Here is a 22,683-nt window from a genome sequence, read left to right on the forward strand (position 1 = left end):
AACAATCACACCGCTTGTGAAAGAATATTTTGCAAGCGGTGTGGTTGTGCTTGTTTTTTGCAAAGATAAGCATAAAATTCGAACTACTTTTGTAGGCTGTGTAAACAACATTCACGCACTCAAAGAGCGGTCAAATTTTGATTGATTTTTGTAAACGTGCGTGAATTTTGAAAATTCACACACCCTACGTTAATCATTTCTTAGCATTCTAATAGAGGTTTTACCTATGATAATGGATAACTTTGATTCTCCATTCCAATATAATCGTCCTGAAATGACCGTTGAAGCGATTAAAAAATCCATCGTTTACAAACTTATTTTCTTAATCGGTCGCTCTCCACGTGAAGCCAGCCAACGCGATTGGCTCAATGCAACACTCCACGCTGTGCGTGATTTAGTAACAGAGGGTTGGATCACTACTGCTCGCCAAACTCGAGCAGAAGATTCTCGCCGTGTTTACTACCTTTCAATGGAATTTTTAATCGGTCGTACGCTTTCTAATGCGATGATCGCAGAAGGCATTTACGGATTAGCACAGGAAGCCTTATCTGAATTAAATGTGGATTTAGAAGAGGTTTTAGAAAAAGAAGTCGATCCAGGCTTGGGTAATGGTGGTTTAGGTCGTTTAGCCGCTTGTTTTATGGATTCTATTGCGACCCTTGGTTTACCAGGTATGGGCTACGGTATTCGTTATGAATATGGTATGTTCCGCCAAAAAATTGAAAATGGTCAGCAAGTCGAGCGTCCAGATGCATGGCTTGAAAAAGGGGCACCTTGGGAGTTTATTCGTCCATCTAAACGCTTTACCGTAGAATTTGGTGGAAACATTCATTTCGAAGGCAAAAAATGCATTTGGCAAGATACCGAAAAAGTAACCGCACTTGCTTACGACCAAATGATCCCAGGTTATCAAAATAATTCTGCAGCAACATTACGTTTATGGTCGGCACACGCAGGCGAAGTGTTTAACCTTGCCGACTTCAACCGTGGCGAACATTTAGCCGCATTAGAAGAGCACTCCGCAAATAAAAATTTATCACGTGTACTTTACCCTGATGATTCTACTTGGAATGGTCGCGAATTACGTTTACGTCAAGAGTATTTCTTAGTCTCTGCATCGCTTCAAGATATTTTACGCCGTCACAAACGCACCCACAATAGCCTTGAAAACTTGGCGGATAAAGTGGCGATCCACTTAAATGATACCCACCCAGCGTTAGCGATTCCTGAATTAATGCGTATTTTAGTGGACGATGAAGGTTTCGAATGGAAAAAAGCGTGGGAGATGACGCGTAACATTTTCTCTTACACCTGCCATACTTTAATGTCCGAAGCGTTAGAAACTTGGCCAGTGGAAATGATGGCGAAAATCTTACCGCGTCATTTACAGATGATTTTTGAAATTAACGATCACTTCTTGGAATATGTCCGCACTTATGTGACAACTGACAACGATTTTATCCGCCGTGTTTCTCTTATCGAAGAAGGCTACCAACGCAAAGTGCGTATGGGATGGCTATCCGTGGTAGGTTCACACAAAATCAACGGGGTTGCCGAAATCCATTCCGATTTAATGGTAACTTCAACCTTTGCAGATTTCGCTCGCATTTTCCCAGAACGCTTTACCAACGTAACAAACGGTATCACACCGCGTCGTTGGTTAGCCGTGGCAAATCCACAATTAGCCGCATTGTTTGATAAATATATCGGCTCAGAATGGCGTTGCGATTTAAGCCAAATCGAAAAACTCAAACCGTTCACGCAAGAAAAAGCATTTAAAGAGGCTGTTGCTGACATTAAATTTGCTAATAAAGTGAAATTAGCGGAATACGTAAAACGCGAATTAGGGGTAGAGCTTGATCCGCACGCTTTATTTGACGTGCAAGTAAAACGTATTCACGAATACAAACGCCAAATGTTGAACGTATTACATATTATCGCTCGCTACAATGAAATGCTTGCTCATCCTGAACAAGATTGGCAACCGCGCGTATTTATTTTAGCAGGTAAAGCAGCTTCGGCTTACTATGCTGCGAAACAAACGATCCATTTAATTAATGATGTTGCTAATGTTATCAATAATGATGAGAGTTTGAAAGGCCGCTTGAAAGTGGTGTTCATCCCGAACTACAGCGTGAGCCTTGCACAGCTTATCATCCCAGCAGCTGATATTTCAGAGCAAATTTCCCTTGCAGGTACGGAAGCATCAGGCACGAGCAATATGAAATTTGCGCTTAATGGTGCATTAACCCTTGGCACGCTTGACGGGGCAAACGTAGAAATTTTGGAAAACGTGGGCGAAGATCATATCTTTATCTTCGGTAACACCGTAGAACAAGTGGAACAGCTTCGCCGCGATGGCTATCGTTCATTTGAATACTATCAAAACGATGCTCAATTACGCACAGTCGTGGATCAAATTATTGAGGGTAAATTCTCACCAGAAGATCCTCAACGTTATCATCAACTATTACAAGGCTTGCAATACCACGATTATTATCAAGCTTTCGCTGATTTCCGCAGTTATGTAGAAACTCAAAAAGCCGTAGATGAAAAATACAAACAACGCGACCAATGGATTGAAAGTACTATTCAAAATATCGTGAATATGGGCTTCTTCTCGTCTGACCGCACGATTAAAGAGTACGCAGAGAGAATTTGGAAAGTTGAGCCTGTTCAATTAGGTGATTAATTTTATATTAACAGCCAATAAATAAATTATCTGCATCAAGCCCGAGTTTGATGCAGATTTTTTTGAGTGTTAGTTACAAACAAAATTACATAAATTTTTAAGCCAAAATCACTACGGGCAGGTAGTATTTCATAGTCATTGTTTATCAATTTTTTAGATATAGTTTTTAATTAGATTTTAATTTACTTATACATAAAAGTTTTATAGAATTTTGAGTAGGATAATTTTTATCCTAAATTTATTAATTTAAAATTTAATCAACTTGAGGATCATTTAGATGAAAAAATATTTTCTCTTAACTGCATTAACTTCTTCTTTGGTTTTAGCTGGTTGTGCAAACGTTTCTTCTGAAGACTTAGGGGCTGATGTCTATGACACAACACAATTAAATACTAAGCAAGAAACTAAAACTGTCACGATCTTATCTGTGTTGCCAGCTAAAGTACTTGTTGATAATAAAGAAAATAAACAAATGGCTCAGGCAGCAGGTGCAATTCTCGGTGGTCTTACTGGTGCTGTATTAGGTTATCAACACAGTAATCTTGCGGCAGCTGCAGCTGGTACAGCTGGAGCTACAGGTGGGGCTATTGCTGGTTCTATGGTTAAAGATAAAGTTAAAGTTGAAGGTGTTAGTTTAACTTATAAACAAGGCACTAAGGTATACACTTCAACTCAAGCAGGCCGTAAATGTCAATTTAAACCTGGTTTAGCTGTGGTTATTACAACTAAAGCAAATGAAACCCGTATTCAACCAAATTCAGAATGTCCAGCTAAAAAATAATTAGGTGGTTAAACAATGAAAAAAAGTTTAATTATTCTTTTAACAGGCTGTGCTGTTATTTCACCTGCATTTGCAGATTTAGGATCTGATATTAGTGCTGTGGCAGCCGCAGAAAGTAGTGGTCAGCAAGCTGAGGCAAGAGCAGCGGCAAAGGCTCGTGCAGTAGCTCAAGCAGCAGCAAAAGCGCGTGCAGCAGCTCAAGCAGAAATTCGTCGTAAACAAGAAGCTATTGAACAACGTGAATATGAGAATCAAATGGCTGATAAAAAACGTGATCAGTCTTATGAAGATGAATTACGTCAGCTTGAGATTGAAGAGCGTAAGTTGGAATTAGCTCGTAAAAAAGCTCGTGTAAATCGTGAAGATGATTTTATTGAGCAAGAATTAAAAAGAGAGTCAGCTAAGACTGACGTTATTCAGTCTGGAGCAGATTCAGCACGTAATATTTCCAGTGGAACTAAAAATCTAATGGAAAGAGAAGGGGAAGCTAGAGTAAAAAAAGAATCAGGTTTCTTTAAATAATATTCTTTAATTCAAAGCTTTTTTAAAGGTCTCTCAGCAAAAGTTGGGAGGCCTTTTCTATATAATATTATTACTTATAAGATATATAGATTTATTATTTTTGATTTTTTTACAGAAAATTATAAATAGAGATTTTTCGTGATCCCTATCACAATATCTTGTAAAACCACTTAAAAACGTTACCTATTTTCATTCAATCAATGATACAGTTGTATCCGTTTGACTTTTTGTCATTTTAACGATGAATAGGCGAAAGTTTGTTCATTAATCTCATCAACCCAATCATCAATCAGAGGGAAACAGTATATGTTAATTGGTGTACCTAGAGAGCTGCTTGAGAATGAGAGCCGTGTGGCTGCAACGCCGAAAACGGTTCAGCAAATATTGAAATTGGGCTTTGACGTGATCGTGGAACACGATGCAGGTTTTAAAGCTAGTTTTGAAGATCAAGCATTTTTAGAGACAGGCGCGAAGATCGGTTCGTCGGCTGAAATTTGGCAATCGGATATTATCTTCAAAGTAAATGCACCGACAGATGAAGAAATCGCTCAAATGAAGGAAGGCGCAACGCTTGTGAGCTTTATTTGGCGTATGCAAAATCCTGAGTTAATGGAAAAACTCACCGCGAAGAAAATTAATGTGTTAGCCATGGATGCAGTGCCTCGTATTTCTCGTGCGCAAGCATTGGATGCACTTTCTTCTATGGCGAATATTTCTGGTTATCGTGCTGTCATTGAAGCTGCGCATGAATTCGGTAGCTTCTTTACTGGGCAAATTACTGCTGCAGGTAAAGTTCCACCAGCAAAAGTGTTGGTAATTGGTGCGGGCGTGGCTGGTTTGGCGGCAATTGGTGCGGCAAATAGCCTTGGGGCGATTGTTCGTGCTTTTGACTCTCGTCCTGAAGTGAAAGAGCAAGTTCAGAGTATGGGTGCGAGCTTCTTAGAAATTGATTTTAAAGAAGAAGGCGGCAGTGGTGATGGTTATGCGAAAGTGATGTCGGAAGAATTTAACCGTCGTGCGATGGAGCTTTACGCAGAACAAGCTAAAGAAGTCGATATTATTATTACTACGGCAGCCATTCCAGGTAAACCAGCACCTCGTTTGATTACCAAAGAAATGGTGGATTCAATGAAACCAGGTTCGGTAATTGTGGATTTAGCCGCTGCAACTGGCGGTAACTGTGAATATACTCAAGCAGGGGAAGTTGTTACAACTGAAAACCAAGTGAAAGTGATTGGTTATACAGATTTCCCAAGCCGTTTACCAACGCAATCTTCTCAACTTTATGGCACAAACTTAGTCAATTTATTAAAACTTTTGTGCAAAGAGAAAGATGGCAATATCAATATTGATTTTGAAGATGTGGTTCTTCGTGGTGTAACTGTTGTTCGTGATGGAGAAGAAATTCCACCAGCACAAATTCAAGTGTCTGCACAACCAAAACAAGAGACCAAAGCTGCACCAGTGGCAGAGAAAAAAGAATCTAAACCAACAGATCCTCGTATGAAATATGGTGTGATGGCAGGTGTTGGTGTGTTATTCCTTTGGTTAGCTTCTGTTGCGCCCGCTGCATTTTTATCACATTTCACTGTATTTGTTTTAGCTTGCGTGGTGGGTTATTACGTGGTTTGGAATGTTAGCCATGCACTTCACACACCATTAATGGCAGTAACAAATGCAATTTCAGGTATTATTATTGTGGGTGCGTTATTACAAATTCGTCAGCCAACAGGCAACCTATTTATCGATGCCTTAGCTTTTGTGGCGATTTTGGTGGCAAGCATCAATATTTTTGGTGGTTTCCGTGTCACACAACGTATGTTAGCAATGTTTAGAAAAGGTTAAGGAGCGCACAATGTCTGAAGGTTTAGTACAGGCTGCATATATTTTAGCAGCATTACTTTTCATTATGAGCTTGGCAGGACTTTCTAAACATGAAACTGCTAAAGCGGGTTGTTGGTTCGGTATTGTTGGTATGACAATTGCCCTTATCGCAACAATTTTTGGGCCTCATTCTGAAGGAACATTTTGGATCATTATTGCAATGATCATCGGTGGTGCAATCGGTGTTCAACGTGCATTAAAAGTAGAAATGACTGAAATGCCAGAACTTGTGGCGATTCTTCACAGTTTCGTCGGTTTAGCGGCTGTACTCGTAGGCTTTAATAGCTATGGTTTACACCATGAGGCATTAATGCCTGAAGGATTAGATGCAGCAGCACAAGCCGCATTTGTAGCTGAACAAGCGGTATTAACGAATATTCATAATGTCGAAGTATTTTTAGGTATTTTTATCGGTGCAGTAACTTTCACTGGTTCTGTTGTCGCATTTGGTAAATTGAGCGGAAAAATTAATTCAAAAGCATTAATGTTACCGCATCGCCATAAATTAAATTTAGCCGCACTTGTGGTATCTGCATTATTAATGGTTGCATTCTTGAATAATCCAGAAAGCATTTTTCCTGTGTTATTAATGACAGCGATTGCGCTTGCATTTGGATGGCACTTAGTGGCATCAATCGGTGGGGCAGATATGCCAGTTGTGGTATCAATGCTTAACTCATATTCTGGTTGGGCAGCGGCGGCGGCAGGTTTTATGTTGAATAATGATTTGCTCATCGTTACAGGCGCGCTTGTTGGTTCTTCTGGTGCAATTCTGTCTTACATTATGTGTAAAGCGATGAACCGTTCATTTGTGAGCGTAATTGCGGGTGGTTTTGGTAACGATGTTCAAGTTTCTTCAAGCGAAGAACAAGGCGAACACCGTGAAACTACAGCGGAAGAAGTGGCTGAATTGTTGAAAAATGCAAGTTCTGTAATTATCACGCCGGGATATGGTATGGCTGTGGCACAAGCACAATATCCAGTCGCTGATATTACGGCAAAATTGCGTGAACGTGGTGTGAACGTTCGTTTTGGTATTCATCCTGTTGCAGGACGTTTACCGGGTCATATGAACGTGCTTTTAGCCGAAGCAAAAGTACCTTACGATGTGGTACTTGAAATGGATGAAATCAACGACGATTTCGCTGATACCGATGTGGTATTGGTTATTGGTGCGAACGATACGGTAAACCCAGCTGCGATGGAAGATCCAAATAGCCCAATCGCGGGAATGCCAGTGTTAGAAGTATGGAAAGCACAAAATGTGATTGTGTTCAAACGTTCAATGGCTGTGGGTTATGCTGGCGTACAAAACCCATTATTCTTCAAAGAGAATACGCAAATGCTCTTTGGTGATGCAAAAGATCGTGTTGAAGATATCTTAAAAGCATTATAAAAAACACGTATAAAAATAATCGCACTTGGGGTTGCCTAAGTGCGGTGTTTTTTTATGGTGTTTAGTGACTATTTTCAGGATTTTCCAAAATTTCTGAACACAAGCCTAAACCAGATAAAAATTCAATAAATGCCCGCACTTTTATTGGTAAATGTCTTCTGTTTGGATAGACCACATGAATTTCTAATTTTTGTTGTTTATATTCTGGCAATACTTCGATGAGTTCCCCTTTTTCGAGAGATTGACCAATAATAAATCTAGGTAAATTCACAATGCCTAGTCCTGCTTTTGCCATTTCTAATAAGGCTAAACCACTATTGCTCACAACCTTTGATTGGATTTTGAAGCGCTGTGTTTGATTTATGCGTGAGCCAACCCAATTCACTTGATTCATTACATTTTTATAAAGTAAGCCATTGTGATGTTCTAAATTATCAGGTGTTTGTGGAATACCATTCGCTTCAAGATAGCTTGGTGATGCTACAAAGTGTAGCGTATTTGTGCTGATTTTGCGTGATACAAGAGAACTGTCCGCCATATGGCCGATACGTAATGCAAGATCATAGCCTTCTGCCACAAGGTCAATTTTTTTATCATTAAACTCAATTTCAACATGTAGATTAGGATGCTTGGCAATAAATAGCGGTAAATTCGGTACGATGAAAAGTAAACCAAAGTCACGAGGAACAGAAATAAGTAAATTTCCTTGTAATGAACTGGTGAGGTGGGTGATGCTAGAATCTGCTTCATCTAAATCAAGCAAAATTCCTTGGCAGCGTTGGTAATACATCATTCCTGCTTCAGTAGGCATAATTTTTCTGGTGGTACGTTGTAACAATCGTGTTTTTAAATGTTCTTCTAACTGTGAAACTAATTTGCTAGCCATTGCCACAGAAATATTTTGTTGCTTTGCTGCCAATGTAAAACTTTGGGTTTCAATAACTTTGCAGAAAATAGAAATCGCGTTGAGTTTATCCATTTATAGACCTTTTTTGAAAAAATGCTTGATTTTGCCTACATAACTTTGCACTATACCCCCAATTTTACAAAATTCTAGTGATATTAGGTAATCAAATGAGTAAATCCTTGGTGATTGTGGAGTCGCCAGCAAAAGCAAAAACTATTAATAAGTATTTAGGCAGCCAATATGTGGTGAAATCAAGTGTTGGACATATTCGTGATTTGCCGACGGTTGGTTCTACTACAGGCGAAAAAGCTAAACCAATTTCAACCAAAGGTATGGATGCCGAAGAAAAAGCAAAAATTAAGGCTGAGAAGGAACGTAACGCCTTAGTTAAACGTATGGGGATTGATCCTTATCACGATTGGAAATCAAATTATCAGATTTTGCCTGGTAAAGAAAAAGTAGTTTCCGAATTAAAATCGCTTGCTAAAAAAGCAGATCATATTTATCTCGCAACCGACTTGGATAGAGAAGGGGAAGCGATTGCATGGCATTTACGTGAAGTGATTGGTGGTAACGACGATCGTTTTAGTCGCGTGGTGTTTAACGAAATCACTAAAAATGCAATAAAACAAGCTTTTGAAAAACCTGAACAACTTAATATAGATCGTGTTAATGCTCAACAAACTCGTCGTTTTTTAGATAGAGTAGTGGGCTTTATGGTGTCTCCGTTACTTTGGAAAAAAGTCGCACGCGGGCTTTCTGCAGGTCGAGTTCAATCGGTTGCGGTTAAATTACTAGTAGAACGCGAGCGTGAAATTAAAGCATTCCAACCTGAAGAATATTGGGAAGTTGCCGTCCTTACAAACAATCAAAATAAACAATCTATACGTTTGGATGTCACGGATTATAAAGGCAAAAAATTTGATCCAAAGAATCAAAAAGAAGCACAAAGTGCGGTAGATTTTCTTAATGTTTCCGATTACGTTGTCACAAATTTAGAAACTAAGCCAACAAGTTCTCGCCCTCGTGCGCCATTTATTACATCAACGCTTCAACAAACAGCAAGTACTCGTTTAGGATTTGGCGTTAAGAAAACAATGATGTTAGCCCAACGTTTATATGAAGCGGGTTACATTACTTATATGCGTACGGATTCAACCAATTTGAGTCAAGATGCGCTTAATATGGCACGTAGCTATATTGAAAATCATTTTGGTAAACAATATTTACCAGAAAGACCAAATTTCTATTCTAGTAAAGAAAATGCGCAAGAGGCTCACGAGGCTATTCGTCCATCTGACATTCGAGCATTGCCTGAATCTTTAGAAGGAATGGAAAAAGATGCGGTACGCCTTTATGATTTAATTTGGCGTCAATTCTTAGCCTGCCAAATGCCGCCTGCACAATATGATAGCAGTACATTGACTGTGTCAGCAGGCGATTATACCTTAAAAGCAAAAGGCAGAATTTTACGTTTTGACGGTTGGACAAAAGTATTGCCACAGATAGGCAAAAATCCTGAAGATCAAGAATTGCCTTCAGTTACTGTGTCAGAAAAACTTGCTTTAAAAGAAGTACAACCAACTCAACACTTTACTAAACCACCTGCTCGTTTTACTGAAGCGGCTTTAGTAAAAGAATTGGAAAAACGTGGTATTGGTAGACCTTCCACTTATGCGGCAATTATTTCTACTATTCAAGAACGTGGATATGTTCGTACTGAAAATCGTCGTTTCTATGCAGAAAAAATGGGCGAAATTGTAACTGATCGCCTCAATGAATCTTTCGGGGAATTAATGAATTACGATTTTACCGCGAATATGGAAGATACTTTAGATAAAATTGCCTCTGGTTCAGTAAATTGGAAAACTGAATTGAATCAATTCTTCAAGGATTTTTCTAGCCAACTTTCTAAAGCTGAATTAGATGAACTTGAAGGTGGTATGCGTCCGAATAATCTCGTGGAAACCGATATTAAATGCCCAACCTGTGACAGAAATATGGCAATTCGCACGGCAAGTACAGGGGTGTTTTTAGGATGTACAGGTTATGCATTGCCGCCAAAAGAGCGGTGTAAAACGACGATTAATTTAATTCCTGAAGCAGAATTATTGAATGTTTTAGATGAATCTTCAGAAACCAAAGCATTAATGGATCGTAAACGTTGTACAAAATGTGGAACGGCAATGGACAGTTATGTAATCGATGCCCATCGTAAAATCCATATTTGTGGTAATAATCCAAATTGTGATGGATATTTAATTGAAGAAGGCTCATTCAAAATTAAAGGTTATGATGGCCCTGTTGTTGAGTGTGATAAATGCGGTGCAGATATGCATTTAAAACTTGGTCGTTTTGGCAAGTATATGGGATGTACAAATTGCGATAACACGCGCAAAATTTTGAAAAATGGCGAAGTTGCACCACCGAAAGAAGAGCCAGTACATTTTCCTGAGCTAAAATGTGAAAAATCTGATGCGTACTTTGTATTGCGTGATGGTGCGAGCGGTGTATTTATGTCAGCGCATAACTTCCCGAAATCCCGTGAAACACGTCCAGTTAAAATCGCAGAACTAGTGCAATATCGCGAGCGTTTACCTGAAAAATTAGCTTATTTAGCCGATGCACCACAAAAAGACCCAGAAGGGAATGAAGCGATTGTTCGTTTTAGTCGTAAAGAGAAGAAACAATATGTGACTTCTGAAAAAGATGGAAAAGCAACGAAATGGATTGTTGATTTCATCAATGGAAAATGGGTTGAACGAAAAAAATAACAAGAAAAGTGCGGTAAATTACCGCACTTTTTTGTTTGTAATACATTTTCTTATATTTTTTAGATTATCTGAGAATTAAAGGCTTGCGATAAGTTCATTAATTTTATTTTTCGCAGATGATTGTGCTTTTTCAATGGCTTCAGCTCCTAATCCAATGCCTTGTGCATAAACAAATTGCACATCTGTGATGCCAATAAAACCTAAAATTGATTTCATATATTGCGTTACTAAATTTTCTTCATCATACAACCCGCCAAATGCACATAACACAATGGCTTTTTTGCCTTTTAATAAACCCTCAGGGCCCTTTGCTGTATATTGGAAAGTAACGCGTGGACGTGCGATAAAATCAAAATAGCTTTTTAATTGTGTTGGTATGTTTAAATTATACATTGGTGCGCCAATTATTAATGTCTGTGCGTTTTTTAATTCTTCGATTAATTCATCAGACAACGCCAAAAGTTGTTTTTCTTCTGTTGTTTTTGGTTCTCCACGCACAGCAATTGCAGCTACGGTATCAAAATATGGAAGCGGTTGTTGGGCTAGATCGCGTACGACAATGTGATTACCTTGTAATTTTTCGATGACATAATCAGCTAATTGATTGGTCTGGGAGTTATTTCCTGAAATACTAGATTTTAATACTAATACGTTGTTCATTTTTATTCCTTGCTACCTAGTTAAAAGTGCGGTTATTCTAGCCTTTATTTTTAGGATATAAAGCCCCTAGCCAGAAAAACATTATTTCCTTTCTGTAAAATATGTGCATTTATTTAACAATACCTTAAGAAAGTGATAGAATTCGCCACGCATTTTTTGCCTAATTTTGCTCGTTCAATGGTAGGAATGAAGCCAAGTAGGGCAAAAGTGCGGTTAATTTTTATAGAATTTTAAACGAACACGTCACCTTTCGTATGGGTGACCACTGTATAAGGAAAAAACAATGCCAATTATTACTTTACCTGACGGTTCCCAACGTCAATTCGATCATCCCGTTTCTGTTCTTGAAGTCGCACAAGATATTGGTGCGGGTCTTGCTAAAGCCACTATCGCAGGTCGTGTAAACGGAGAACGTCGCGATGCATGCGATGTTATCGACCAAGATGCAACGTTAGAAATTATTACTGCAAAAGATGAAGACGGTTTAGAGATTATCCGCCATTCTTGCGCTCACTTGCTTGGACACGCTATTAAACAATTATTCCCAGATGTAAAAATGGCAATTGGCCCAACCATTGAAAATGGCTTCTATTATGATGTAGATTTAGATCGCTCTTTAACGCAAGAAGATTTAGATGCAATCGAAAAACGTATGTTGGAATTGGCAAAAACCAATTATGACGTAGTGAAAAAACGTGTTACTTGGCAAGAAGCGCGTGATACGTTTGAAAAACGCGGAGAGCCGTACAAAATGGCAATTTTAGATGAAAACATTGAACGTACTGCAACGCCTGCGTTATATCATCACTTAGAATATATTGATATGTGCCGTGGGCCACACGTGCCAAATATGCGTTTCTGTCAGCATTTCAAATTACAAAAAGTCGCTGGTGCGTACTGGCGTGGCGACAGCAAAAATAAAATGTTACAACGTATCTATGGTACGGCTTGGGCGGATAAAAAACAGCTTGCTGAATACTTAACACGCTTAGAAGAAGCGGCAAAACGTGACCACCGCAAAATTGGTAAAGCCTTAGATTTATACCATATGCAAGAAGAAGCACCAGGTATGGTGTTCTGGCATAACGATGGTTGGACAATTTTCCGTGAGCTTGAAACTTTCGTGCGTACTAAATTAAAACAATACGATTATCAAGAAGTAAAAGGTCCTTTTATGATGGATCGTGTATTGTGGGAAAAAACAGGTCACTGGCAAAATTACGCAGATTTAATGTTCACAACTCAATCTGAAAACCGTGAATACGCAATTAAACCGATGAACTGCCCTGGTCACGTTCAGATTTTTAATCAAGGTTTAAAATCTTACCGTGATTTACCAATCCGTATGGCGGAATTTGGTTCTTGCCATCGTAATGAATCATCGGGTTCTTTACACGGTTTAATGCGTGTGCGTGGCTTTACTCAAGATGATGCGCATATTTTCTGTACTGAAGATCAAATTGAGAGCGAAGTAACTAGCTGTATTAAAATGGTGTACGACATTTATAGCACCTTTGGTTTCACTAATATTGCAGTAAAACTTTCTACTCGCCCTGAAAATCGTATCGGTTCAGATGAAATGTGGGATCGTGCGGAAGCAGGTCTTGCAGCTGCATTAGCACATAACGGCTTGGAATATGAAATCCAAGAAGGCGAAGGCGCATTCTATGGTCCAAAGATTGAGTTTGCACTACGCGATTGTTTAGGTCGTGAATGGCAATGTGGTACCGTGCAATTAGACTTCGCGTTACCAGGTCGTTTAGATGCAACTTATGTAGCAGAAGACAATAGCCGTAAAACCCCAGTAATGATTCATCGTGCGATTTTAGGCTCAATTGAGCGTTTCATTGGTATCATTACTGAAGAATATGCTGGTTTCTTCCCTGCGTGGTTAGCCCCAACCCAAGCAGTTGTGATGAATATCACTGATAGCCAAGCTGACTATGTACAACAAGTCGTTAAAACCTTATCTGATGCAGGTTTACGTGTTAAAGCAGACCTCCGAAATGAAAAAGTGGGCTTCAAAATTCGTGAACATACTTTACGTCGCGTGCCTTATATGCTCGTTTGTGGCGATAAAGAAATCGCAGAAGGAAAAGTGGCTGTACGTACCCGTAAAGGTGCTGATTTAGGTACATTTACTGTGGAAGAATTTGCGGAAATCTTGAAAAATCAAGTAAGAAGTCGTGAATTAAAGTTATTGAATGAAGAGTAATACTTCTCGAAAATAACCAATATAATTTACTGTTTAAACAGTGAGTTCAATTTAACGGTGATCGTTTAAGCGATCACCGTTATTTTTATCTGTTTCAGATCTATTGAGATTTCATTTATTTTCTAATAAGTAGCTGCTTTTAATACGCTGACAAATCTGCCTGATTTTTTTAGGGCTTTTTGAGCCAACGCATCTATTGTGGCTTTTGTCGCTAACTGATCTAAATGTTGATAGGTATAAATGGCATCTGGATTATCTTGTTGCCAGTAACTTTCTTCAATAATCGAAGCAACTGAAACTAAAGAATCAAATTCACGTCGAATCTGAGTATGTTGTTCCGCTAGTTTTTTACGTAATAAATTTTCATCAATGCCATTTTTTACAATATCATCTAGCACCTGATTTGTAAGATGCGTAAGTTCCTCTACTCGCTTAGGATCGCAACTAAATTCAATTTTTCCCTCAATTTGTGGTGTATGAACATCTTGCATAAACCAACTATTTACAGAATAAACACCTGAAACTTTTTCACGTAGAATTAAGCGTAATTTTTCTTGCACAATATCAGCAAGAATATTGAATAAGTATTTTTGTTCCGCTCGCCAAGTATTATCTGCGGTAAGGTATATTTCTACATCAGCTCTCGGTTCTTTCAAACCATTCATAATAAATGATTGAGTTGGTGTATGAATAATAGTAGGGACAAAGTGACGTATCTGAGTTTTTGATTCAACAGAAGCTAAATAACGTTCTGCCAATTTCTTTACTTGATTAAGCTCAATATCGCCAATAATAAAATAGGTAAAATCTGTTTTATTTAAAATATAACGTTGATAAGCGTTACTTAATTGGTTTTTATCAAATGCGAATTGCTGTGCTTGTTTTTGAGTATAGACAGTTTCAATATTTGGAAAGCGTAGTTTTGAAACGGCTTGCATAAATTGTGTTTCTAAATCAATCTGTTTGAAATAATCACGGGTTTCACGTCGATATTTTTCTAAGGCAAGATCGGATATAGGGGATGAACGTAATTTTAAGCGGAACAATGTCAGTAAATTTTCCAAATCCTTAGGTTTAGATACACCAGTAAAACCTTGTTTATCATCATCAATCACAGTTGCAATTACCAATGGATCACGCGAAAAAATTTGATTAACCGCAGAAAGAGAAAGTTCTCCAACACCTGTTTCATCAACTACACTAACGGCAGCACGTAATAAGTGATAGTCCTTATCTGGGATAGAACGTAAACCACCTTGAGTAACAGCACGAAAATGTACTTGATTTGGAGTTTTGTCACTATAGTGGTAGATCAATTTACTTCCATTACTTAAACGAAATTCATAAATATCGCCACGATCCCAGTATTTTTCTTGAGAAAGTGAGCCTGTGTTAAATGTTAAGTGCGGTAATTTTTCGAGTTGTTTTTTTTCATCCCATTGATGTTGTTGCATTTTCATTGCATTGTTCCAATGAGTTTCTATTTCTGCTACATCAAAAGGCAAGGCTTTTTGTGGCAAGGGTTGAGTGATTAATAATAATTTTGCTTTTAATGTTAAGGTTTGATTTAACGTGCGTTGTAAATCAGCTAATGTAATTTGAGATAAAAAACGTTTATTGAGTTCATAACGATCATTCACGCTCAATACCACTTGCTTATTTGCCACAGAAGTAATGAGATCATCAGCAATTTTTAAACTACCAGAACGAATATTTAATTGTTTTTCATTGAGTTGAGTTAAGCGTTTAATCTCTCCGTTTAATTCATTTTGAGTAAAACCTTGTTGTTTTATACTGGCAATAAAGGCAAATAATTTATCTATCGTTTTTGAATATTGTGTATCTATAAGCTGGAGAGAAAAAATGCTTTGTAGTGTTTCTTTACCTAAATGAGTACGATAAAAATTTGCAGAATCTACGCCATTTTCTGTTTCCTTTTCCCATTTCTGTAAACGTAAGTTAAGCAATCGAGTGGTAATTTGCTGAATTAATTCCTGTTTATAACTCGCTAATGTATTGGTTTCAATTGTATTTTCAAAAAAACTTAATTCAATACTCGGAATTGTTGTGCCTTGTTCAGAAATAGAATCTAATCGCCATTTGTTGATAAGAGGAATATTAAAATCAATTTTTTCCAATGTTGTTTTAGTAATTGGGTTTTCTTGGGATAGGTTTTGTTTTAATAGTTTTACTACTTGTTTTGTATCAATATCGCCTACAATAATTACTGACATATTATCTGGTCGATACCATTTGTGGTAAAAATCAGCGACGCGTTTAGCTGAAATTGTTTTAATAATATCCATATCTCCAATAGGATCACGTAATACATAACGAGAACCCGCCATTTCAATAGCACTTTTCTTATTACCAATACGTAGCATTGGGCTCAAACGTCTCCGCCATTCTTCTTGTACGACACCACGTTCGCCATCCACATCTTTAGGCAAAAAAGTAATATTATTCATCCATTCATTGATGACATCAAACGCCAATTCTAATTTTTGCTGATTGTTGCTATCTAAATTTAAAGTATAGACTGTATTTTCAAAATCGGTGAAAGCATTAATATCTCGTGCAAACTTCATTCCAAGTTTTTCTAACGCATTAATAATTTGATTTTCTGGATATTTCTTTGAGCCATTAAATGCCATATGTTCAACTAAATGAGCAATGCCTTTTTGATCGTCATCTTCGTGCATTGAGCCTGCATTAATTACTAATCGAATATAAACGCGTTCTTTGGGTTCAGTATTTTTTAATACAAAGTATTGCAAACCATTTGATAGTTTACCGTGCTGAATATTTGGATCAAAAGGTAAATCACTATTGGGCGATAGTTCCAATGATTGACAAGCAATTAGTGAAAAGATAAGCAAAAAAAGTGCGGTTGTTTTTTTCATTATTTTTACCTAGAAAAAAGAAAACTCTACGCTAAGTAAAACGAGCGTAGAGTAGGGCTGGTGGATATTTCAAAAGCCCATAATCCCTATACATTGAAGAAAATTAGAATTGATAGCCAACTTCTAGCCAAAATTCACGCCCAGGCGTATAGACACCATATTCATCGCTAGTAGAAATAGTAGCGACTTTATTTTTACGTGTTTTATTAAGTACATTTAAAATATCTACTTGCAAATAAACGCTATGTTTACCACGAATGGTTGGTTGCCAACGAATGCTGCTATCCCATTGTGTATGTCTGCCGTAATGATAGCTACGATAGCGTGGAGGAGCATCGTCGTCATCGTTATTTTCATTAATTGGATCATAACGACGAATTGGTGCTTTCATATACACTTTATTTGACCAAGTAATATCGTAATCTGGTATCGTCATATCAATACCTAGACGAGCAATCCAATCTTCAGTGTTACTATTAACTTGTCGTAACATTTCACGATAAGTCATTAATTTACCATCTAAAGAAACAAGTTTATTCAGATCAAATTCTTCGCCATCGGCTCGTTTTGTATTTAACCAATCAAAACCAAGTGACGTAGTCCAATAAGTTTTACCTAATTTCCAAGGTTCTATATTGTTAAGTTGGAAAGTATAAATATCAACACCAAACGGACGCCCATTGATATAACTAGTTTTTCTTTTTCCCATTATAGGTTCTCGTTTCAATATGATACGATTTTTATTATCACGATGAATATAACCGAGTTTCAGTGCTAAATTACCCATATTTTGGTCAAAACTTAAACTTAATTCATCTGCATAAGGGCTTTTTAGGGATGAAAAGTTTTGATGCTGACGTGTTGGATTATTATTGAGCTTTAAAATGCCATTCGCTAATTTTAAAGAAGCAAAAGAACGACCGTAATAACGATTTAAACCTAGTGTAAATCCTGTATTATCCCAAGGTCGGTAACGTGCAACAAAACGCGGGGCAATATTATTGTTTTTTAAATAATCATTACGTTCAATGCGAATGCCAGGTCGAAATTCAAATTTACGCCATTTAATCAAATCTTCAGTATAAATAGCAATATTTTGATAACTGGTTTTAACACGACCTTTTGATGTTGTACTTTCTGGTAAAGGTAAAGGATCTATAGTCCCATCATTTTGTAAAGTAGATAATATTATTTTTGAATGAACATCCTGTGGGCGATAGAATTGATATTTAGTTGCCTGATAAATTCCGCCAATAGAAATAGAATGCTCGGTAGAAGCTAAATAAAAAGGATCCATTACATATTCAGTAGAAAAATGTAAATTATCTTGGGATAAACGGCTATTACCATATCCGCCTTTTTCAAAATTATACAGTGGTTCATAATCTTCATTTGACACAGATGTTGTTTCAACATTATTCGAGGATGATTTACGCTTATCCTTAAAACGATCGTATGCTAAGGTATTTGTCCAAACGCCAGAGTCAAATGAATGCACCCAAGCAAGCGTTGATCCCAATGCTTGATGATAATCGCTTACATTGTTATCTATATTTTCTCCAAAATATTTCAATTCTTTATAATTTGAATAACGTAAACCAAATTCAATACGTTCTTTTTCTTGCGGTGTCCAATTGAAATTTAATAAAAGATTATCGGAAAGTCGTTGATGATTTTGTTTGTCTAACTGTGCTTTATTATTGGCATTTTGATCAAAGCCAATTAAACGATTTTGTTCAATAGATGATGTTCTACGGCTATAGCCAAAAACCATTCCTAAATTATCATTTAGCCTTTTTTCAGCCAAAATATTGAATGTTTGTTTATCATATTTAGGTTGTAGCTCTGCCACTCCGACAAGATCTGGTCTTACTTGTTTAAGTATTTTTTGTACTGAGTCGCCAGCTTCCATTTTTGCCCAAGAGGAATTTGTCGTGCGATATTTAAGTTTTATGCTATCAGTGCCGCTATATTGTTTTGTTTTAGCAATAACGGCACCACCCATAAAGCCTCCTAAACTAGCAGAAATATTACTATCTTGTACTTCCACTTTAGAAAGCATAGAGGCATCAAAAAAATAAGCTTGAGTGTGACTAATTCCAGGTACAACTTGCATAGAACCATCAAAAATGTCGCTATCAGCAGTAAGTTCATTATTTATATTGACATTATCAACAAAATAAGCAGTTTGATTTGGATCGGCTCCGTTAATTGAAATATTTTCAGGCTTGATTTCTCCACGTTGAAAACCATCTTGGTCGCTATTTTCATAACGAATATGGGGATTAGAACGAAGGTAATCAGTGATATTACCATTTGATGTAGGCGTTTTACTTATCTCGTCAGAAGAGAGTGTTTTAACGGAAGAAAGTGATTTATTATTGTCGCCATACACAACAATTTCGGGCAATATATTTTTGTTGGTTGTTGGTTGTTGGTTGTTGGTTGTTTCAATAGTTTTCCCCATAACAAATGGACTAACAAATGTTGTGCAGAATAACAACATTAATGGCTTTTTTTGATACATAGTATAGTTCCCTAAAATAAAAGATATAAATAAGAATGATTATCATTATATTTTTAAAATTTATGAATGCAAGGGGAATTTGACTTAAAAGAGGTATCAAAGAAATAAAAAAACCGCACTTTAAAAGTGCGGTTATATTCAATTCTGTTTTTATGGAAGAAATTATTCTACGCCAACCATTACAGAAGTTGCTTTGATGATTGCGTACGCTTCTTTACCAACTTCTAAGTTTAATTCTTTAACTGCGGCTAAAGATACAGTAGAAGAAAGCACGTTACCGCCACCGATATCAATGTGAACGATTGCATTTACTGAACCGTTTTCGATTGAAACAACTTTACCTTTTAATTGGTTTCTTGCACTAATTTTCATAACATTTCCTTGTTAGTTAGGGTTTAGAAGAGCCTGTATTTTATTCCTTATCTTAAAAAAGACAAGTCATAAGTAAAAAACACAAGTGTTTAAAAATTTTTGGAAAATTGACCGCACTTTTATAGGCATTTTGCAGGTTTCGGCAAGCCTGCTAATTTTGTGGCTTGTTTTGCCGGGCCTTCAGGAAATAAGCGTTGCAAATAACGGCTGTTGCCTTTGTCTGCTCCCAGTTTTTCAGCCATGGCTTTTACCAACATACGAATGGCAGGGGAGGTGTTATATTCTTGATAAAAGTCTCGTACAAAGTAAATCACTTCCCAATGGGCATCTGTTAATTCAATATTTTCTAACTGCGCAATAGAGCTAGCGATATCTTCGTTCCATTGTTGGCTATGGAGCAAGTAACCGTCTTTGTCAGTTTCAACTTCCATTCCATTGATATTCAACATATTAATTTACTTCTTTAAAGTTAATCATTTCGTTGTTTGAAAAATCGGTATGATCTTCATCTTCAAATTGTATTGGCGTGATTTTTTCTTCATCAAATGCGGTATCGCCTTCAATGCCATCAATTAGTTGTCCATGTTTGATTCCTTTGAAATCAAATAATTTTGGATCACACATATGTGACAATGTAATGTTTTGCATTGCACTGAACATGGTTTCTAAACGTCCTGGATATTGGCGATCCCAAGTATTAAGCATTTCTTTTACAACTTGGCGTTGAAGATTTGGTTGTGAGCCACATAGATTACAAGGAATAATCGGAAATTCTTTCGCGATGGCATATTTTTCAATGTCTTTTTCTTTGCAGTAAGTAAGCGGACGAATCACAATTTGTTTGCCATCGTCAGAAATTAATTTAGGTGGCATTGATTTCATTTTGCCGCCATAAAACATATTTAAAAATAGTGTCGCTAACATATCGTCTCGGTGGTGTCCTAACGCGATTTTGGTTGCACCAAGTTCTGTGGCAGTGCGATATAAAATTCCACGGCGTAGGCGAGAGCAGAGCGAACAAGTGGTTTTTCCCTCTGGAATTTTTTCTTTCACAATGCCGTAAGTATTTTCTTGTACGATTTTGTAATCTACGCCAATGCTTTTTAAATATTCAGGCAATACGTGCTCAGGGAAACCCGGTTGTTTTTGATCGAGGTTCACTGCCACAATATCAAATTTAATCGGCGCACTTTGCTGTAAATTCAACAAAATATCGAGAAGCGTATAACTGTCTTTACCTCCAGATAAACACACCATGACTTTATCGCCATCTTCGATCATTCCAAAATCTGCTATCGCATTACCTACGTTGCGACGAAGACGTTTTTGTAATTTATTGAAATTATAGGTTTGTTTTTTTTCTTGTTGGGCTAAGTGGGTTAATTCTCTCATTCTGTTATCTTTAGTTATTCATGAAAGGCGCACATTATACGTGAAAAATAGGAAAAGTGCGGTCAATTCAAAAGAAGATTTTTAAGATCCGTAAAAAATCCTGTATAATCTTTCCAATTTTTTGTTCAATTTTAACGCTTTGCAATTCAATGATTGAAACATCCCAAACTATTCCTGAACTCGTCTCTTGGGCAAAAGATCGCGAGTTTTCTTTGAATTTACCTACCGAACGCTTGGTTTTCCTGCTGGCGATTGCAATTTATAACAACGAACGTTTAGACGGCGAAATGTTAGAAACCGATCTTGTGGATATTTTCCGCCACACGATGAATGCTTTTGAGCAATCCACCGATGCCATTGCAACACGAGCGAATAATGCAATTAATGAATTAGTGAAACAACGTTTGTTAAACCGTTTTAGTAGCGAATTTACTGAAGGCTTGGCGATTTATCGTTTAACACCATTAGGTGTTGGCGTGTCTGATTATTACATTCGTCAGCGTGAATTTTCCGCATTGCGTCTTTCAGTGCAACTTTCCATTGTGGCAGATGAAATTCAACGTGCTTCTGATTCTGCAGAAGAAGGTGTGAAGAATAACGAAAACGAACATTATTGGCGTCGTAATGTGTTTGCGCCATTAAAATATTCCGTTGCAGAGATTTTTGATAGCATCGACCTTTCACAACGCATTATGGATGAAAACCAGCAAAGTATTAAAGATGAAATTGCAGAGCTTCTTACTAAAGATTGGCAAGCTGCAATTTCAAGCTGTGAACGTTTATTAGATGAAACATCAGGGAATTTACGCGAATTGCAAGATACGCTAAATGCCGCGGGGGATAAACTTCAAACACAATTATTGCGTATTCAAGATTGTGTGATTGGGCGTGATGATTTGTATTTTATTGATCAATTAATTACCGATTTACAATCTAAACTTGACCGAATTATTAGCTGGGGACAACAAGCCATAGACTTATGGATTGGTTATGACCGCCATGTGCATAAATTTATCCGAACTGCCATTGATATGGATAAAAATCGCGTGTTTTCACAACGTTTACGTAATTCTATTCATAATTATTTTGAGCATCCTTGGTTCTTATGGACAGCGCAAGCTGAGCGTTTAGTCGATCTGCGTGATGAAGAAATGGTGTTGCGTGAAGATGATGCTTTAGGTGAATTGCCAGAAGAATTGCAATACGAATCCCTTTCAGATTTACATGATCAAATTGTAGAGCATATGCAAGACTTACTGATTGCTTATCGTGAAAATAACCGTCCGATTGATTTGAGTTTAGTGTTAAAAGAACAACTGGAAAATTATCCACTTTCTCGTCATTTTGATGTGGCTCGAATCATTGTTGATCAAGCCGTACGCCTTGGTATGGCGAATGATGATTTATCGGGTATTTATCCAGATTGGCAAGCAATTAATAAACGTGGTGCAGAAGTGCAAGCGCATATGATTGATAAGTATTGATTTTAAGATAATTTAAAAGCTAATTTCGACGGAATTACTCCTGTTAGATCTCCCTAATCCTTCTTTGCTAAATAGGGGAATAATAATGAAATAATCGATATTGAGATTATTTCATTGTGTTAGAAAATGCTGAAGGAACCAGCAAGAATTGATTTGCTAAAGAATATCCCCCTC

15 protein-coding genes are annotated in these 22,683 nt (G+C 37.3%); 8 read left to right on the forward strand and 7 right to left on the reverse strand.

Annotated features, from left to right (window positions below):
* Positions 1 to 226: 226 nt before the first annotated feature.
* From DV424_RS00200 to pntB, 5 genes are all read left to right on the forward strand, one after another.
* The gene (locus DV424_RS00200; protein WP_118858657.1) at positions 227 to 2,692 is read left to right on the forward strand and encodes a glycogen/starch/alpha-glucan phosphorylase; all 2,466 of its coding nucleotides are present in this window, start codon (positions 227 to 229) and stop codon (positions 2,690 to 2,692) included.
* Between the two features lie 277 nt (positions 2,693 to 2,969).
* Positions 2,970 to 3,473: an outer membrane lipoprotein gene (locus DV424_RS00205; RefSeq protein ID WP_118858658.1), complete on the forward strand. Its 504-nt coding sequence runs from the start codon at positions 2,970 to 2,972 to the stop codon at positions 3,471 to 3,473.
* Between the two features lie 15 nt (positions 3,474 to 3,488).
* Entirely contained in the window at positions 3,489 to 3,995 is a 507-nt protein-coding gene (locus tag DV424_RS00210; protein WP_118858659.1) for a DUF5384 family protein, read from the forward strand.
* A gap of 306 nt (positions 3,996 to 4,301) precedes the next feature.
* A complete protein-coding gene (pntA, locus tag DV424_RS00215; protein ID WP_118858660.1) occupies positions 4,302 to 5,840 on the forward strand; it encodes a Re/Si-specific NAD(P)(+) transhydrogenase subunit alpha in 1,539 nt (512 codons plus the stop codon).
* Positions 5,841 to 5,850: 10 nt separating this feature from the next.
* On the forward strand, positions 5,851 to 7,275 hold the full coding sequence (gene pntB / locus DV424_RS00220) for a Re/Si-specific NAD(P)(+) transhydrogenase subunit beta (protein ID WP_005637794.1): 1,425 nt from the start codon (positions 5,851 to 5,853) through the stop codon (positions 7,273 to 7,275).
* A 61-nt stretch (positions 7,276 to 7,336) separates the two neighbouring features.
* Here the strand turns inward: pntB and DV424_RS00225 are convergent, their stop codons facing one another.
* On the reverse strand, positions 7,337 to 8,254 hold the full coding sequence (locus DV424_RS00225) for a LysR family transcriptional regulator (RefSeq protein WP_118858661.1): 918 nt from the start codon (positions 8,252 to 8,254) through the stop codon (positions 7,337 to 7,339).
* A 95-nt stretch (positions 8,255 to 8,349) separates the two neighbouring features.
* Between DV424_RS00225 and topA the strand changes: the two genes are divergently transcribed.
* On the forward strand, positions 8,350 to 10,956 hold the full coding sequence (topA, locus tag DV424_RS00230) for a type I DNA topoisomerase (protein WP_118858662.1): 2,607 nt from the start codon (positions 8,350 to 8,352) through the stop codon (positions 10,954 to 10,956).
* A gap of 75 nt (positions 10,957 to 11,031) precedes the next feature.
* On the opposite strand, the gene DV424_RS00235 is transcribed toward topA, so the two are convergent.
* The gene (locus DV424_RS00235) at positions 11,032 to 11,616 is read right to left on the reverse strand and encodes an FMN-dependent NADH-azoreductase (RefSeq protein WP_105892068.1); all 585 of its coding nucleotides are present in this window, start codon (positions 11,614 to 11,616) and stop codon (positions 11,032 to 11,034) included.
* Between the two features lie 283 nt (positions 11,617 to 11,899).
* Between DV424_RS00235 and thrS the strand changes: the two genes are divergently transcribed.
* Positions 11,900 to 13,831, forward strand: a complete 1,932-nt coding sequence (gene thrS / locus DV424_RS00240; protein WP_118858663.1) for a threonine--tRNA ligase — start codon at positions 11,900 to 11,902, stop codon at positions 13,829 to 13,831.
* 122 nt (positions 13,832 to 13,953) lie between these two features.
* Here thrS and DV424_RS00245 read toward each other — a convergent pair whose 3' ends face one another.
* The 5 genes from DV424_RS00245 to ttcA all read right to left on the reverse strand — a co-directional run bounded on the left by DV424_RS00245 (position 13,954) and on the right by ttcA (position 21,025).
* Positions 13,954 to 16,734, reverse strand: coding sequence for a M16 family metallopeptidase (locus tag DV424_RS00245; protein ID WP_118858664.1), 2,781 nt, complete (start codon positions 16,732 to 16,734; stop codon positions 13,954 to 13,956).
* A gap of 103 nt (positions 16,735 to 16,837) precedes the next feature.
* On the reverse strand, positions 16,838 to 19,261 hold the full coding sequence (locus DV424_RS00250; protein WP_118858665.1) for a TonB-dependent receptor plug domain-containing protein: 2,424 nt from the start codon (positions 19,259 to 19,261) through the stop codon (positions 16,838 to 16,840).
* 162 nt (positions 19,262 to 19,423) lie between these two features.
* The gene (locus DV424_RS00255; RefSeq protein ID WP_005631673.1) at positions 19,424 to 19,633 is read right to left on the reverse strand and encodes a TOBE domain-containing protein; all 210 of its coding nucleotides are present in this window, start codon (positions 19,631 to 19,633) and stop codon (positions 19,424 to 19,426) included.
* Between the two features lie 119 nt (positions 19,634 to 19,752).
* Positions 19,753 to 20,082, reverse strand: coding sequence for a TusE/DsrC/DsvC family sulfur relay protein (locus DV424_RS00260; RefSeq protein WP_118858666.1), 330 nt, complete (start codon positions 20,080 to 20,082; stop codon positions 19,753 to 19,755).
* A 1-nt stretch (position 20,083) separates the two neighbouring features.
* A complete protein-coding gene (gene ttcA, locus DV424_RS00265; protein WP_118858667.1) occupies positions 20,084 to 21,025 on the reverse strand; it encodes a tRNA 2-thiocytidine(32) synthetase TtcA in 942 nt (313 codons plus the stop codon).
* Positions 21,026 to 21,174: 149 nt separating this feature from the next.
* On the opposite strand from ttcA, the gene mukF reads away from it, so the two are divergent.
* On the forward strand, positions 21,175 to 22,509 hold the full coding sequence (mukF, locus tag DV424_RS00270; RefSeq protein WP_118858668.1) for a chromosome partition protein MukF: 1,335 nt from the start codon (positions 21,175 to 21,177) through the stop codon (positions 22,507 to 22,509).
* The last annotated feature ends 174 nt before the right edge of the window (positions 22,510 to 22,683 follow it).

Source organism: Haemophilus haemolyticus (assembly GCF_003493605.1).
GTDB classification, from domain to species: domain Bacteria; phylum Pseudomonadota; class Gammaproteobacteria; order Enterobacterales; family Pasteurellaceae; genus Haemophilus; species Haemophilus haemolyticus_J.